The sequence below is a fragment of the Kutzneria buriramensis genome (assembly GCF_003387475.1).
Lineage (GTDB): Bacteria > Actinomycetota > Actinomycetes > Mycobacteriales > Pseudonocardiaceae > Kutzneria > Kutzneria buriramensis.
The window spans coordinates 221,610-235,896 of sequence record NZ_QUNO01000021.1 but is presented as its reverse complement, the minus strand read 5'-3'; the positions used below and the strand labels follow the sequence as shown (position 1 = coordinate 235,896).

Annotated in this window: 13 protein-coding genes; 3 read left to right on the top strand and 10 right to left on the bottom strand. The window is 71.7% G+C overall.

What is annotated here, in order from left to right:
• Positions 1-97: 97 nt before the first annotated feature.
• The 3 genes from BCF44_RS45605 to BCF44_RS45595 form a co-directional block, all read right to left on the bottom strand.
• On the bottom strand, positions 98-2,431 hold the full coding sequence (locus tag BCF44_RS45605; protein WP_116180770.1) for an AfsR/SARP family transcriptional regulator: 2,334 nt from the start codon (positions 2,429-2,431) through the stop codon (positions 98-100).
• Positions 2,432-2,505: 74 nt separating this feature from the next.
• Positions 2,506-3,591 carry a cytochrome P450 gene (locus BCF44_RS45600; protein ID WP_116180769.1) on the bottom strand — a complete coding sequence of 362 codons (1,086 nt, stop codon included), beginning with the start codon at positions 3,589-3,591 and terminating at the stop codon, positions 2,506-2,508.
• A complete protein-coding gene (locus tag BCF44_RS45595; RefSeq protein WP_116180768.1) occupies positions 3,588-3,998 on the bottom strand; it encodes a PaaI family thioesterase in 411 nt (136 codons plus the stop codon). The genes BCF44_RS45600 and BCF44_RS45595 overlap by 4 nt, the downstream gene beginning before the upstream one ends.
• Before the next feature lie 174 nt (positions 3,999-4,172).
• Here BCF44_RS45595 and BCF44_RS45590 point away from each other — a divergent pair, with 174 nt between their 5' ends.
• Positions 4,173-4,796, top strand: coding sequence for a helix-turn-helix transcriptional regulator (locus BCF44_RS45590; RefSeq protein ID WP_116180767.1), 624 nt, complete (start codon positions 4,173-4,175; stop codon positions 4,794-4,796).
• Positions 4,797-5,087: 291 nt separating this feature from the next.
• On the opposite strand, the gene BCF44_RS45585 is transcribed toward BCF44_RS45590, so the two are convergent.
• The 4 genes from BCF44_RS45585 to BCF44_RS45570 form a co-directional block, all read right to left on the bottom strand.
• On the bottom strand, positions 5,088-5,540 hold the full coding sequence (locus tag BCF44_RS45585; RefSeq protein ID WP_246016197.1) for a MarR family winged helix-turn-helix transcriptional regulator: 453 nt from the start codon (positions 5,538-5,540) through the stop codon (positions 5,088-5,090).
• Positions 5,541-5,595: 55 nt separating this feature from the next.
• A complete protein-coding gene (locus tag BCF44_RS45580) occupies positions 5,596-8,157 on the bottom strand; it encodes an AfsR/SARP family transcriptional regulator (RefSeq protein WP_116180765.1) in 2,562 nt (853 codons plus the stop codon).
• A gap of 263 nt (positions 8,158-8,420) precedes the next feature.
• Complete coding sequence (locus BCF44_RS45575) at positions 8,421-9,470, bottom strand: glycoside hydrolase family 18 protein (RefSeq protein WP_211353540.1); 1,050 nt, start codon at positions 9,468-9,470, stop codon at positions 8,421-8,423.
• A 143-nt stretch (positions 9,471-9,613) separates the two neighbouring features.
• On the bottom strand, positions 9,614-10,351 hold the full coding sequence (locus BCF44_RS45570) for a G1 family glutamic endopeptidase (protein WP_116180763.1): 738 nt from the start codon (positions 10,349-10,351) through the stop codon (positions 9,614-9,616).
• 318 nt (positions 10,352-10,669) lie between these two features.
• Between BCF44_RS45570 and cei the strand changes: the two genes are divergently transcribed.
• Both cei and BCF44_RS45560 read left to right on the top strand, forming a co-directional pair.
• A complete protein-coding gene (cei, locus tag BCF44_RS45565) occupies positions 10,670-11,311 on the top strand; it encodes an envelope integrity protein Cei (RefSeq protein ID WP_147328880.1) in 642 nt (213 codons plus the stop codon).
• A gap of 66 nt (positions 11,312-11,377) precedes the next feature.
• A complete protein-coding gene (locus tag BCF44_RS45560) occupies positions 11,378-11,956 on the top strand; it encodes an HAD family acid phosphatase (protein ID WP_116180761.1) in 579 nt (192 codons plus the stop codon).
• Here the strand turns inward: BCF44_RS45560 and BCF44_RS45555 are convergent.
• The 3 genes from BCF44_RS45555 to BCF44_RS45545 form a co-directional block, all read right to left on the bottom strand.
• Positions 11,935-12,168, bottom strand: coding sequence for a hypothetical protein (locus BCF44_RS45555; RefSeq protein ID WP_116180760.1), 234 nt, complete (start codon positions 12,166-12,168; stop codon positions 11,935-11,937). The genes BCF44_RS45560 and BCF44_RS45555 overlap by 22 nt on opposite strands.
• 106 nt (positions 12,169-12,274) lie before the next feature.
• Entirely contained in the window at positions 12,275-12,820 is a 546-nt protein-coding gene (locus BCF44_RS45550) for a hemerythrin domain-containing protein (protein ID WP_116180759.1), read from the bottom strand.
• A gap of 95 nt (positions 12,821-12,915) precedes the next feature.
• A complete protein-coding gene (locus BCF44_RS45545) occupies positions 12,916-14,277 on the bottom strand; it encodes an NAD-dependent succinate-semialdehyde dehydrogenase (RefSeq protein WP_116180758.1) in 1,362 nt (453 codons plus the stop codon).
• Positions 14,278-14,287 lie beyond the last annotated feature (10 nt).

Here is a 14,287-nt window from a genome sequence, read left to right as displayed (position 1 = left end):
CATCGATCTTGGTCGACGCTGTTCTAGCAGGAGCTCCGTTGTCCGTCTCGGCCGGCTTGACAGCCGCTGCCCGCGCCTTAACTGAACGGCATTGGATCTAGTCCTCGGCGGCGATGGCCAGCCGCTCGCGGACGACCTCGGCCTCCAGCAGGCCGAGCTCCTCGCCGGCCTCGAGCAGGTAGCGCAGCAGGATCCGGGTGTCGTCGGAGATGGGACCGCCGGCGACGCCGAGCCGGGTTTCCATGACCTGCCACGCTTCCGCGAGCACGATGCCGGCGGTCTTGCGGTCGCCGCGGGTCTCCTCCACGCCGGCGAGGCCGATCAGGGTGATGACGACCCGGCGCGGATCGTCGACGTCCTTGCCGACGATCAGGGATTCCCGGTACAGGGTGACGGCCTCGTCGAACCGGCCGGTGCACTGCGCCACCCCGGCCAGCCCCATCAGCAGCCGCGCCCGCGGCCCGGGCTCGGTGGCCTTGGCCAGGCTGTACCGGACGCTGTTCTCCCAGTCCTGGAGCAATCCCCGGCGCAGATAGAACCGCTGCATGGGAACGGTGAGCCGCCACGGCTCGTCGATCCGCCGGATCAGCGTCTCGACGACGTCGTACTCCCGCGTGTACCAGGCAACGGCCTCCAGCTCGTCACGGTCGGCGGCGAGGCTGTCGTGCGCCCACTGCGTTCCTTCGACGTAGTAGTCGACCATCCGCGTGCGGGCGGCGGCGCGTTCCGCCGCGGTGTCGAGCTGCGCGCTGAGTTCCTGCGCGTGCGACAACGCCAGCTCGTACACCCGGTAGCGGCCCGGTTGCACCTGGTCGACCAGCCACGCGTCGACGAGTTCGGCGAGCGCCGCGTCGGCGGTCGCCTGGTCGACGTCCAGCAGCCGCGCGGTGACCGGCGCCGAGAAGCCGACCACGGGATGCAGGCTCAGCAAGCGGAACAGGCGCGCGGCGACCGGCCCGAGCTGCTCGTACGACCACGAGAACACGGTTTGCAGCTCGCCGCCGCAGTCGCCGCCGAACACCGTCGTGAGGTCGTCGACGACGGCGGCGAGGGTGAAGCCGGGATTCATCAGCAGCCGCGCGGCAACCAGCGACAGCGCGAGCGGCAATCCGCCGCACGCCAGCACGATCTGGTCCGCGGCCGCCGGCTCCGCGTCGAGACGGCCCTCGCCGAGCCGCCGCACGAGGAGCTCCCGGGACTGCTCGGGCCGCAACATGCCGATGGAAAGCTGCCCGGTCCTGCCGACGGAAGCCAGGCCCGGCAACCGTTTCCGGGTCGTCACGAGCACCAGCGAGCCGGGCATCGCCGGCAGCAGCAACCGCACCTGCTCGGCGTCGCTGACGCAGTCGAGCAGCACCAGCAGCTGCTTGCCGGCGGTCATCCGCCGGTACTCGGCGACCAATTCGTCACGGGTGTCCGGCACCTGGTCGGCCGGCAGGCCCAGCGCGCGCAGGAAGGAGCGCAGCGTCGTCTCCGCGGCCTCGGCGCCGGAGCACTGGATGTCGGCGTACAGCTGCCCGTCGCGGTAGCGGAGCCGCTGCCGGTGCGCCCAGTGAACGGCCACAGTGGACTTTCCGGAGCCGGGCATTCCTTCCAGGCACAGGATTTCCGGCCGCTCCTCGACCATGGCGTCCAGCGCGGCCAGTTCCTCGTCGCGGCCGGCGAAGGAGCGCACGTCGGCCGGCAGCTGGGCGGGCCGCAGCACGGCGGACCGCACGTCGGCCATCCGCAGCGCGGCGCGGAGTTCCTTGCCGGGATCCAGGCCGAGCTGGTCCACCAGCCGCAGCGCGATGTCCCGGTAGACGTCCTCGGCGACGCTGGGCCGGCCCATCGCGATGAGGATCCGCATCAGCCGCACGTGCAGCGCCTCGTCCAACGGCATGAGGCCGGCGATGCGGTGCACGGCGCCCAGCACCGCCGTGGGCTGCCCGAGGTCGAGCGCCCGGTCGGCGGCGGCCCGGGCCACGTCGGCGATCTCGTGGTCGACCTCGGCGAACACGGGGTGCGCCCGGCCGACCTCGGCGGCGCACCGGCCGCGCACGAGATCCAGCGCCGCAACGTAGTCGTCGAGACCCGTCGACATGCTGGCCCGTGCGACCAGCGCGCGGAACCGGGAGAGGTCGGACGCCTCCGCGTCGACGATGAGCTCGTAGCCGCCGGCCTGCCTGGTCAGCAGTTCGCCCTGGCTGCGCGTGGTGAGCCCGGGTTCCAGGGCCCGCCGCAGCGCTCCGACGTAGCGGTGCACCAGGTTGGCGGCGCTGGTCGGGGCGCGGTCGCCCCAGACCAGGTCGATCAGCTCGGACTGCCCCGCCGGCTTGCCCGCCTTGGCCAGCAGCAGGGCGAGCACGGCCCGCTGCTGCGGCGGGCCCAGCTCGACGGGCTTGCCGTCCCGGGCGGCCGTCACCGGGCCGAGCACCGTGAACGTCAGCACCCTGCGAGTCTAGTCGGACCGACCCGCCGAACGGCCGTCACCCGATCGGACAGTCAGTGGCCGTGACGACCTCGTCACCACACCACCGGCAGCGCCCGCAATCCGTGCACCGGCGACCGATCCGTGAACAGCAGCTCGCTGCGCGGCTTCGCCAACCGCACGGTCGGGCGCAGGCCGAACAGGGTCGTCAGCCCCTCCTGCACGAGCACGCGGGCCAGCTGGCTGCCGGCGCACTGGTGGGCGCCGTAGCCGAAAGCGAGGTGTGCTCGGGAAGTCGGCCGGACCAGCCGCAGATCATCGGGGTGGTGGAAGACGGCCGGGTCGCGGTTGGCGGCGCTGACCGACACCACCACGCACTCCCCCTTGCGCACCAGGTGATCCCCGATCCGGACGTCCTCGGTGGCGTAGCGCGGCAGGCCGTGCTGCACGACGGACAGGTAGCGCAGCAACTCCTCGACCGCCACCGAGACGCCGACCTCACCCTCGGTCAGCGCCTGCACGCGCTGCGGGTCGTCCAGCATCACCAGGATGCTCAGCGACAGCATGCCCACCGACGTCTCGTAGCCGGCCAGCAGCACGCTCAGCGCGAGGGTGACCATCTCGGCGGTGGTCGGCGGGGTCGCCCACACCGCCGCCTGCCGCAGCATGCCGCTGATCATGTCGGCGGCCGGCTCGCGGCGGCGCTGGTCGACCAGGTCGACGAGCATCGGCCGGAGCAGCGTGGGCTCCAGGCCCATCGGGACGCCGTCGGGCAGCCCGACGACGTCGCCGATCACCTTCGCGGCCAGCGGGCGGGCGTACTCCGTGACGAGTTCGGCCGGGGACTTCAGGGCCTCGGCACGGTCCTCGGCCACCGCGCGGATCCGCGGCCGCCAGCCCTCCGAGCGGCGGATCGTCAGCTCCGGCACGATCAGCCGGCGCAGTCGGGCGTGGTCCGGGTCGTCGAAGTCCGACAGGCGGCGCGGCTCGCCGGGGCCGCGCACGCTGAACCGCGGGTCGGACAGCACCGTGCGCGCGTCCTCGTGCCGGGTGACCAGCCAGGCGGGTGTGCCCGCCGGCGTCATCACGTACGACACCGGGTCGTCGCGCCGCATCCGGGCGAACTCTGGTGGCGGGTCGAACGGGCATTGCGCGTTGCGGCGCAGCGGCATCGTGTTCATCGGGTCCTCTCCTCGGTGGACACCACGAGGCAGGTGGTGGAAGCGGTGGCCAGCACGGCGCCGGCCGCGTCGCAGACGTCGGCCTCGGCGAACTGGACCTGGCGGCAGGACTCCCGTACCCAGCCGCGGGCGTAGACCTCGCCGACGGCGGGTGTCACCGGGCGCACGTAGCTGACTCGCAGGTCGAGCATCACGTAGTCGCCGCCGGGGCCGAGCGTGCTGCGCACGGCGTACCCCAGCACCGCCTCGAGCAGGCCGGCCACGGTGTGCGTGTGGCGCGGCACGGTGGCGATGACCACGTCACCCTCCTCGACGCACACCCAGCGGGGTTGGCCGTTGGCCGGCAGCGGCGGGCGGGTTGTCGTCCGCAGCAGGTCCAGACCGGACGGCTGGTCGACGGCCTCCATCGGCTCCCTCCCGTGTCCTGACCCGATCAGGCCACAGGGCGTCGGCCGCCGGACAGGGGTGACGACCAACGGGTACGCGAACCGATCCGCGCGGTGCACACGCGCGTGCGTGCGGCGGTCACTCGATCCTCACTTCGCGCGCCTACCGTCGGCAGTGGACGTTGGGAGGATCAGGTGGAGACCGTGCTGCGCAAGGAACCGACGGTGTGGTTCACGCTGTTCGGGGACGACATGCTCGCCGCGGAGGGCGTCGCCGCCGCGGGCGCGCGGCTGCGTTTCGTGGCGGCCGCGCCGGAACAGGCCGACGCTCTGCTCGCGGTGACCCTGGACCTGACCGACGAGATGCTGTCCAACCTGGCGTTCGCCGCGATGTCCCGGCGGCGGCCGGCGGTGCTGGTGGTGACCGGGACGGTCGCCGGGCGGCCGCTCACGCGGGAGCTGGTGTCCGGGCCGGTGCGGCTGATTCCGCGCCGCGACGTGACGATGGCCGGTGTCGCGACCCTGCTGTACGAGGCGGCCGCGGGGCGTTCACTGCCGTACGAGCCGGCCGCGCCGCACCTGGACCGGCTGCTGGCCGAGTTCCGGCGGGAGGACGCCGACCGGCCACGTGGCCTGGACGAGCGCGAGACCCGGCTGCTGAACCTGTTGGCCGACGGGGCCGACACCGCCACCATCGCCCGGGCGCTGCACTGTTCCAGCCACACCGTCAAGCGCCTGGTGGCGGACCTCCTCCAGCGCTACCAAGCCCGCAACCGCGCCCACGTGGTCGCCCACGCCCTCCAATCCGGCCTGATCTGACCCCCGCGAGTCGCGCTCTGGGACACACCGAATGTCAATCTCAGGCACAAACGAGCTCCAAGGCTCAGCTCTCCCGAAACCGGATTTCGGTGTGACGCTGCTTGTGCCGCGCGTTCCGCGCGGGGTGAGGTCCCTGAAGATCCGGTCTCTTCCCTGGTCTCAGCTCGATCGATGAACGGACTCGATCGAGCTGAGCCCGCGGTCCTTCAGACCGGCGCGACCTCACGCGGGACTCGCGGGGTGTGCCCGAGACCTGCATTCGGTGTGCCTGAGAGCGCGACTCGCGGGGGTTCAGCGGCGGCGTTGGTGGGTGGTGACGTCCATGAAGGCGGTTTTGAAGGCGGCGTAGGCGTCGCGGCCGAGGCGGCGGGCGTGGCGGTCCTGGATGGCGGCCATGATCTTGTCGGCGGCGCGCATCTGGGCCAGGCCGCGCTCGGTGGGGCAGACCCGCTTGGCCCGCCGGTCGGCCGGATCGGGCCGCCGCTCCACGTAGCCGAGCGCCTCCAGCTCGTCGATGATCGTGCCGATCACCTGCTTGTGCTGGCCGGACAGCCGGGACAGGTCGGTGGCCCGCACGCCGTCCACGTCGAGGTAGGCCATCACGGAGCCGTGCCGCGGGTGCAGGTCGTCGAAGCCCTGCGCGGCCAGCCCCTCGAACAGCTCCCGCTGGATCGCGAACAGCAGGCGCCCGGAGAGTATCCCCAGGTCGGGGTTGGTCTCGTTGCGCTCCGCCCGCGTCGCCACCCGCGTCTCCTCACACTCGGCCCACCCCCGAGTGATCATCCCATACGGCGAGACGTCAGCAATCGTGACTGTCAGCGGCGGACACCATCCGGGCCGCGGCCGGGTCGCCCAGCTCACGCCGGATGTCCACGGCCTGGTCGAGGGCGTCCTTGGCGGTGGCGATGTCGTAGTCGTCGATCGCGACGGCGGCGATCCGCCGCAGCGTCTCCGCCTCGGCGGCCCGCGCGCCGAACTCCCGGTGCAGCGCCAGCGCCCGCCGGTAGCTCAGCAGCGATTCACGGTGCCGGCCGCGCCGGTGGTTGACGTAGCCCAGGGTGTCCCAGGTGTCGGCCTGCGCCCGCCGGGCGCCGAGCCCGTGCAGGATCGTCAGCGCCTCCCGGCAGTGGCCGATGGCGGCGTCGTGCTTGGCCTGCACGGCCTGGTACCAGCCGAGCGCGTTCAGCGCGGACGCGACGTCGACGGGCTCGGCGCCCGCACGGGTGATCGACAGCATCCGGTCGGCGTGCAGCCCGCCGGCGGCCGGCCGGCCGGCGCGGGCCCGCAGCCACGCGGATCCCAGGTGGATGCCGGCCAGCGACTTGCGGTCGTCCAGCTCCACGAACACCGGCGTGGCCCGGGACATGTGGTCGATCGCGGCGACGTAGTCGCGCAGGCCGGCGTGCACACGGGCCAGGCCGCGGCGGATCTGCGCCGCCTTCTCCCGCTCCCCAGCCTGCTCGGCGCCGGCCAGCGCCGCGGTGCCGGCGGCCAGCAGCTCGGGCCAGGCGCCGGTGTTGTCCAGGTAGTCCTCGACCACGCCGGCGAGCCGCCAGACGTAGTCGCCGTAGCCGTCGACAAGTGCCCGCCGCAGCATCACCCGCAGCATCCGGCGCTCGGCCTCGTACCCGGCGGACGCCGGCCGCACCGGCGTCTCCGGCGGCACGGTCGCCAGCCGCATCCGGGCGACCGCGCCGGTCTGCCGGTTGTTGAACAGGTAGTGGTCGAACATCCGGCGGCACACCAAGTCCCGCTCCGCCGCCGGCAGCCGCACCGCCGCCAGCTCGGCGCCGTAGTCGTGCACGAGCCCGTGCCAGGTGTACCGGCCGGGCCGGTATTCGTCGAGCAGGTTCTGCGTCGTCAGCTCGCTCAGCAGCCGCCGGGCGCCCGACGGCGTCTCGCCGATCAGGCTGGCGGCCTCCTCCGGACCGATGTCCCGCGCGGGGTACAGCGACAGCACGTGGAACAGGGCGGCCGCCGACGGCGTCAGCGCCTCGTACGACCGCGCGAACGACGTCCGCACGTCGTCGGTGAGCGGCTGCTCCGGCCGCGCGGTGATCAACGCCAGGGGTAAACCGCCGGAGCGGCGCACGATCTCGTCCACCGCCCGGCTCACCCCGAACTGAGCGATCGTCAGTTCCCGCGCCGAGGTGGGCGGCAGCGGGCCGAGCCGGATCGGGTAGGCGTCGTTGAACGCCACCAGACCCGACAGGGCGTCCCGACTCGTCACGATCGCGGCGCAGCCTGCCGAACCCGGCAGCAGGTCCCGCGCCTGCGCGGCGTCGCGGGCGTTGTCCAGCACCACCAGGACCCGCCGACCGGCCAGCGTGCTGCGGTACAGCGCCGCCGGATCGCACGGATCCTGCACGCCGAGCAGCGCCCGCACCGCCTCGGACGCGCTCAGCGGCGGCCGTCCCGCGGTGAACCCGTGCAGGTCGACGTGCAGGACGCCGTCCGGAAAGCGGTCGGCGACCAGCCGCGCCGCCTGCATCGCCAGCGACGTCTTGCCGACGCCCGCCATGCCGGTCAGCGCGATCACCGCCGCCGGCTCGTCCGACTCCGGCAACCGGTCCAGCAGCGACGCCAACTCCTCCGCGCGGCCGACGAACACGGGCTGCCGCACCGGTTCCGCGTCGGCCAGCACGTGTTGGTACGCGTCGCGCAGCGCCCGGCCCGGGTGCACGCCGAGCTCCTGCCGCAGCCGGTCGCGCACCTCGCCGAACAGCTCGACAGCGGCGGCCTGCTGGCCGTCCGCGTGCAGCAGCAACATCAACCGGGCGTGGAGTTCCTCGTCCAGCGGACGACGGCTCGCGGCGGCGCGGACCATCGGCAGCACCACGGCGGCCATGCCCTCGGCCAGCGCGCGGTCGGCCGCAGTGCGCAGCACCGCGTCGATTTCCTCGGCCACGGCGGTGAAAATGGGATGTGAGCGAACCTCGATCGGCACGTCCTCGGCGACCTCGCCGGTGGCCAGCGACAGCGCCGTCACTAGGTCGCGCAGCGACGGCCGACCGGCCGCCAACTCGCGAAACCGCAGCAGGTCAAGGGTTTCCGACGTCATCGCCAGCCGGTAGCCGCCGGGTGCGGGGAGCAGCCAGCGGCCGGTGGCCCGCCGCGGCAGGTCCGGCTCCAGCGTCCGCCGGATCGCGCCGACGTGTCCCTGCACCACGTTGGCCGCGAGCTCCGGCGGCTCGCCCCGCCACAGCGCCCGGGTGATCTCGGTCATCGTCACCGGCCGGCCGGCGCGGGCCAGCAGCAGCGCCATCAGGGCCCGCCGCTGCGGCGAGCCGAGGCGCGCCTCGCGGCCCGACCGCCGCCCGCGCACCGGCCCCAGCACGGTCCACCAGATGGACGTCTCCACGGTCCCGTCCCATCGAATCCCACACGACGACCTTGGAAACAAACTATACGAATGGGCGCAACGGCCGGTGGCGAACCGGCCATTCGGGCGGCGAAAGCCCACCCGTTCGTTCAGGGCCAAACAATCCGTTTCACATATGAAAAAAGGTCGCCCGGCGGCCACCGTCCACGTGTGGCCGCCGGACGACCCGTGACGGTCCCGAGGTCCGCCCTGTAGACCTCGGAACCGGTCTCGGTCACCCGCTGTCCGTCCCGGTGGAACGGTCAGCGGGTGAAGGTCCCCATGATCTTCGAGAACTCCCACGGCAGCTGCTCGATGCCGGAGCAGCCGTCGGTGTGCCGCCCCACGCAGGTGCCGTTGTCGCGGTTGAGCCCCCAGAACGACAGCAGCGCGATGCCGTGCTGCCAGGCCCAGAACGTCAGCGTGAAGGCGTCGTCGGGGGTGAACTCCTCCACCGGCCCGGCCTCGCCGCCGGAGCCGTAGTCGTCCAGCCCGATCATCGCGGTGATGCCGACCATGGCCCAGAGCTGCGACGGCGTCCTGTCCGGCCACAGGCCGTGCAGGGTGGTCACGAGCGCCGCCGCGGCCGACTTCGCGTCGGCGGCCATCTCGTGCTGCTTGTCGTCGTAGTAGTCGAAGGTCATGACGTTGACGACGTCGACCCGGGTGCCGTTGGCCACCGCGTTCTGGAGCATCTTGACCGCGTCGCCGTTGGGCGCGGTCGGCCCGGTCCCGATCGTGTAGACGACCTTCAGCGGCCGGCCCTGCGCCGCCGCCCACCGCTCGGTCTCCAGCAGCGCCTTGTTGCGGCGGTCGATGCCGACCGCGTTGGTCAGGGAGTTGTCCTCGATGTCCATGTCGAGCTGGGTGGCGCCGTACCTGACCAGCGCCTGCTCGTAGGCCAGCGCGATGGCGTGCACGTCGGCGCAGCTGTCGGCGATCTCGATCCCGTTGTCGCCGGCCCAGGCCCCGCCGAAGGACGGGATCAACTGGCCGCCGGTCGCGCGCAGCTTCGCGGCGGCGTCCGCGTAATCGGGGCCGTTCGCCACGCCATTGGGATACACCTGGCACGATCCGGGCTTGTCCGTCTCCAAGAACGCGAGGTTCTGGAAACGCGCGCCCGACTGCGCGGCCATCTCCGCCGGATCACCCGGCAGGTACGCCTGGAAATAGGGGGCGAACACATGGGGCGGAATCGGCGCGGGGCCGTAATGGGCGGTCGTGGCTTCCGCCGCGCCGGCGAGTGTGGACGAAGCGGCCAGCACGGCCGCCGCGATCACGCCACACCGACGGAATGTGGACAGGTTTCGCACGCCGAAAGCGTCCCGTAAGGCGGTCGCCGGAAAAAGCCGCGACCCTCGAAATGGTCGGCGGCGGAACCCGATTCCTGTCCGAATTGCCGGTGAGCGGACCGTTCCCGACAACGCTGTCGCGAACGGTCCGCTCGGTCAGGCGGTCACTCCTGGACGTAGTTCACGTCGAAGGAACCGTTGGAGACCTCGCTGGTGTGGTCCTCGAAACCGGAGTTGTTGCTGGCGTCCAGGGCGACGCCGCCCTCCCCGTTGTACGTGGAGCCGTCCACGGTGGCGCCGCTGAAGTGCACGGTGCCGAAGTTCGGGTAGGCGCCGGTCGGCGACTCCAGGATGAACTCGGCCGAGGAGTTGGCGCCGTTGTAGGACTTGGTGACGTGCTCGGTCCAGCCCTGGGTGTTGTCGGTGATGGTCAGCGTGTAGTTGGTGCCGCTGCGCTGGACGGTGCCGGTGAAGTTGTCGCCGGCCGACACCGGGTCGTTGTAGTAGACCGGGGAGTCCGGGTACATCTCGTACCACGCCTGGTAGTTCGGCGAGCCGGACGAGCAGTCGGTGGCCACGCCGGTCTGCTCGACGGACTGGCTGCCGTAGCCGTCGATGCCGACCCACGGCGCGTACAGGTCGTTGGACGAGTTGCAGGTGACCTCGGGCTCGGTCCAGCTCGCGCTGACGGAGCTGAAGCCGCTGCCGGTGGACACCCAGCCGGACCAGTTGCCGCCGTCCTGGTTGAAGGTGCCGCCGACCCTGGGGTGGGCGTGGCCTGGATGGGTGGCGTGCTGGGGAGCGAAGCCGGCCGACGCGGTCGCGGCGGCGGGTGCGGCGCCGGCGAGCAGGGTGGCGGCGCCGACCGCCGCGAACGCGAGTAAACCGGGGCGTGCTCGCATGATGGGAAACCTCCGGAGGCAGGGTTGGGGCCGGGTGGCCCCGCCGGTGTCCCGAACTCTGACCGAACGGGCAGTCCCCGGGCACCCTGCGATCGGAGGGTTTCTCGGTTATCGCCGGTGGGTACCCCCTTTGACTGTTGATTTCCGCAGGTCCGGTTGTCACGTTCGTGAGGTATTGTCGGATTCCGCCCGCGATGACGCGTCGACGCGTGCGAACCTGTCGTCACATGCCGGATCGTCACCTGAGTGTGATCAACAGTCGCTACGATTCGGCGGCGCACGCGTCGGTGATCTCCTCTGGCGGGCGAGGGTGGTGACGTGCGGTCGAAACGATGGCGGCGGACTCGGTCGCTGGTGCTGCTGAGCCTGCTGATGCTCGCCTCGGTGGTGGTCTGGGTGCGGGTGTTCCAGGAGGTGCCCACGATCGACCAGACCGTGGGCTGCACGCCGGCCGCCAAGATCAAGGGCGCCACCGCCGTCGGCTACCACGATCTGGACGCGGTCGGCCCGCTGCCGCCGTCGCAGGTGCCGGTGCGCGTGCTCAACGCCAGCGACTTACGCGGGGCGGCCACCCTGATGACCGCCGAGCTGGCCAGACTGGGCTTCCCGACCGCCGCCCCGGCGGGTGACGACCCGGCCTATCCGCTGGGCAACATGACGTGTGTCGGTCAGATCAGGTTCGGCGCGCAGGGCGCGGCGGGCGCCCGGCTGATGAGCATGCTGGTGCCGTGCGCGCAGCTCGTGCGGGACAACCGGCAGGACACGAGCGTCGACTTCGCGATCGGCACGAACTTCAACGGCCTGCTGGTGAACCGGTACGCGCAGCAGGTGGTGTCCCAGCTGTCGGACTGGGCGCACGATCACCCGCCGGCCCCGGGCGGCCTGCTCACCCAGAGCCAGGCCCTGCCCAAGCTGGCCGCGCCGCTGCTGGCCGCGGCCCGTCCCGGCCACTGCGGCTGAAGATACGAAGAAAATTCACCTATCGGCCCTCGTGTCGGCGGGCGGCGAGCTGCTGGACTGCCGGGCATGACGATCACCCTTCGTTTCGCCGCCGTCGGGCTCGCCGCCGGCATGCTGGTCCTGGGGGCCGGCACCGCCGAAGCCGCCCCCGCGGCCGCCGCCGCACCCAGCGAGTCCGTCTGGATCGCCGACGTCACCACCGTGACCGACCAGGCGACGGCCTACCTCCAGCAGCGCCTGGCCAACCCCGGCCGCAACGCGATCGTGCTCGACATCGACAACACGTCGCTGGAGACCTACTACCACCCGCAGTGGACGACGCCGGCGACGCCGCCCGTGCTGGAGCTGGCCAAGCTGGCCAAGGCCGACGGCGCGGCGGTCTTCTTCGTCACCGACCGCACCGAGCTGATCCGCTCGGTCACCGCGGACAACCTGACCGACGTCGGCTATCCGGTGGACGGCCTGTCCATGCGGCCGCTGTTCAACTTCGACCCGGCGCAGGTCAACAAGACCAAGGCCCGGGCCGCGATCGAGGCGCAGGGCTACACGATCGTCGCCAACATCGGCAACAACACCACCGACCTGGACGGCGGGCACGCAGAGCGCACCTTCAAGCTGCCCGACTACAACGGCGCCTTGTCCTGACGGCTGCGCAGGTAGAGCGGTAGGAACAGGATCCACAGCACCAGACAGCACAGGAACCAGGTGACCGGGTTGTCGATCCGCCACGCGCCGATCGTCACCACCACCGGGTCACCCTGGTCGGCGCGGGCCTTGGCGTCCACGTAGACCCACAGGTCGGTGGCGAGCGCGAGGCACCAGATCAGGACGGGTAGCGACCAGCTGAGCGTGGCCATGCCGGCAGTATGCGCGGACACCACGACCGCCGGTAGGCCGCGCCGGCCGGCTCACCTTGATCGATGCCACGGTCGTCGATCAAGGTGACCGGACCTCCGCGCGGCATCACTTCCGCAGCAGCGCCGACAGGGCGGCGACCGTGTCCGAGTCGCAGTCCTCGATGCCGCCCCGCAGCACGTCGGTCCAGTCGGCCGTGCTCAGGTGCCGCTCCAGCAGCGGCACGACGAACAGCTCGGTGGCGCAGACGTGCTCGCCGTGGGCCTGCTCGAAGCGTTCCAGCGCGTCGGCGAGCATCTCCCGCCGGTGCCGGGTCGGCTCGTCCTCCCAGGCGAGGATCGCGGCCTGCACGCCGAGCGACATCGCGTCGAGGGCGCGGTGCTGCTTGTGCATGACGTCGACCATGATGTCGGCCTCGCTGGGCCGGTCCCCGACCAGGCGCGGCCACAGCACGGCGTCCTCGGCGCAGTTGTGCCGGTAGATGGCGTTGTCGACCAGCCGGATCCGGTCGGCGACGAGTTGTGCGGCGACGCTGTCGTCGTCGGCGACCGCGCGCGTCAATTCGACATTGCGGGCGAGCTCGCGGCGGAAAATCGCGTGCAGGCGGAACACTCGGCGGCCGTCGAAAGCGCGACGGTCGGTGGCGGCTGTCATGACACCCTCCTCGTTCGGATGTCCTGACACACGCAATTTTCGGCGAACCGGCCGACCCGAGGGTGCGAAGGTCCCGCAAGTGTTACCCGAACGGCCTAAAGCCGGATGCTTTTCTGGTTCATGAATTCCTCGATACCGGCAGGGCCCAGCTCACGGCCCATGCCGGACCGCTTGATGCCGCCGAACGGCAGATCGGCCTGCGAACCGCCGGCGCTGTTGAGGTAGACCATTCCGGACTCGATCCGCTCGGCCACCCGGCGCATTCGGTCCGGATCCGTGCCCCAGACGCTCGCGCCCAGCCCGAACGGCGAATCGTTGGCGATGGCGATCGCCTGTTCCTCGGTCTCGGCGCGGAACACCAGCACGACCGGCCCGAAGATCTCCTCGTGGTACGCGTCCATGTCCGGCGTGACGTCGGTGAGGACGGTGGCCTCCAGGTAGGCGCCGGGCCGGTCGATGGGGTGGCCGCCGGTGCGCAGCGTCGCGCCCTGCTCGATCGCCTTGGCCACCTGCCCGGCGACCTCGTCGCGGGCCGCGGTCGAGGCGAGCGGCGGCAGCTTGGTGGCGGGGTCGGAAGGGTCGCCGGGCTGGTAGTAGTCGCCGACGCGCTTGGTCAGCTTGTCCACGAACTCGTCGTAGAGGTCGGCCATGACGATCATGCGCTTGGGCGCGTTGCAGGACTGGCCGCAGTTGCGCATGCGCGCGGTCGCCGTCCGGCTGACGGTCTCGTCCATGTCGGCGGTGTCGAGCACGATCAGCGGGTCCGAGCCGCCGAGTTCGAGCACGGCCTTCTTGAGGTTGCGCCCGGCGTCGGCGGCGACCGCGATGCCGGCCTGCTCGCTGCCGGTCAGGGACACGCCCTGGATGCGGGGATCGGCGAGGATCGCCGGGACCTGGCGGCTGGACGCGAAGGTGTTGACGTACACGTCCTCCGGCACTCCGGCGTCGTGCAGCAGCCGCTCGATGGCCAGCGCCGAGCGCGGGCAGATCGACGCGTGCTTGAGCAGGATGGTGTTGCCCAGCACCAGGTTCGGCGCGACGAAGCGGGCCACCTGGTAGCACGGGAAGTTCCACGGCATGACGCCCAGCAGCGCGCCCAGCGGCGTCTTCTGGATGACGGCCTCGCCGCCGCGGATGGCCAGCGGCTGGTCGGCGATCAGGTCGGGGCCGTGCTCGCCGTAGTAGCGGAAGATGTCGACCACGATGCCGATCTCGCCGCGGCCCTCGTTGATCCGCTTGCCCATCTCCAGGGTCATGATCGCGGCCAGTTCGTCGGCGCGCTCGGCGAACAGCTCGGCGGCCCGCAGCACGATCTTCGCCCGCTCGGTGGCCGGCCGGCGGCGCCAGTCGGCGAAGCCGGCGTGGACCCGGCCGACGGCCGCCCGGACCTCGGCATCGGTCGCGTTCGGGATCTCCTCCACGAGCTCGCCCGTGGCCGGGTTGGTGACTGTGTACATGGGGACGCGC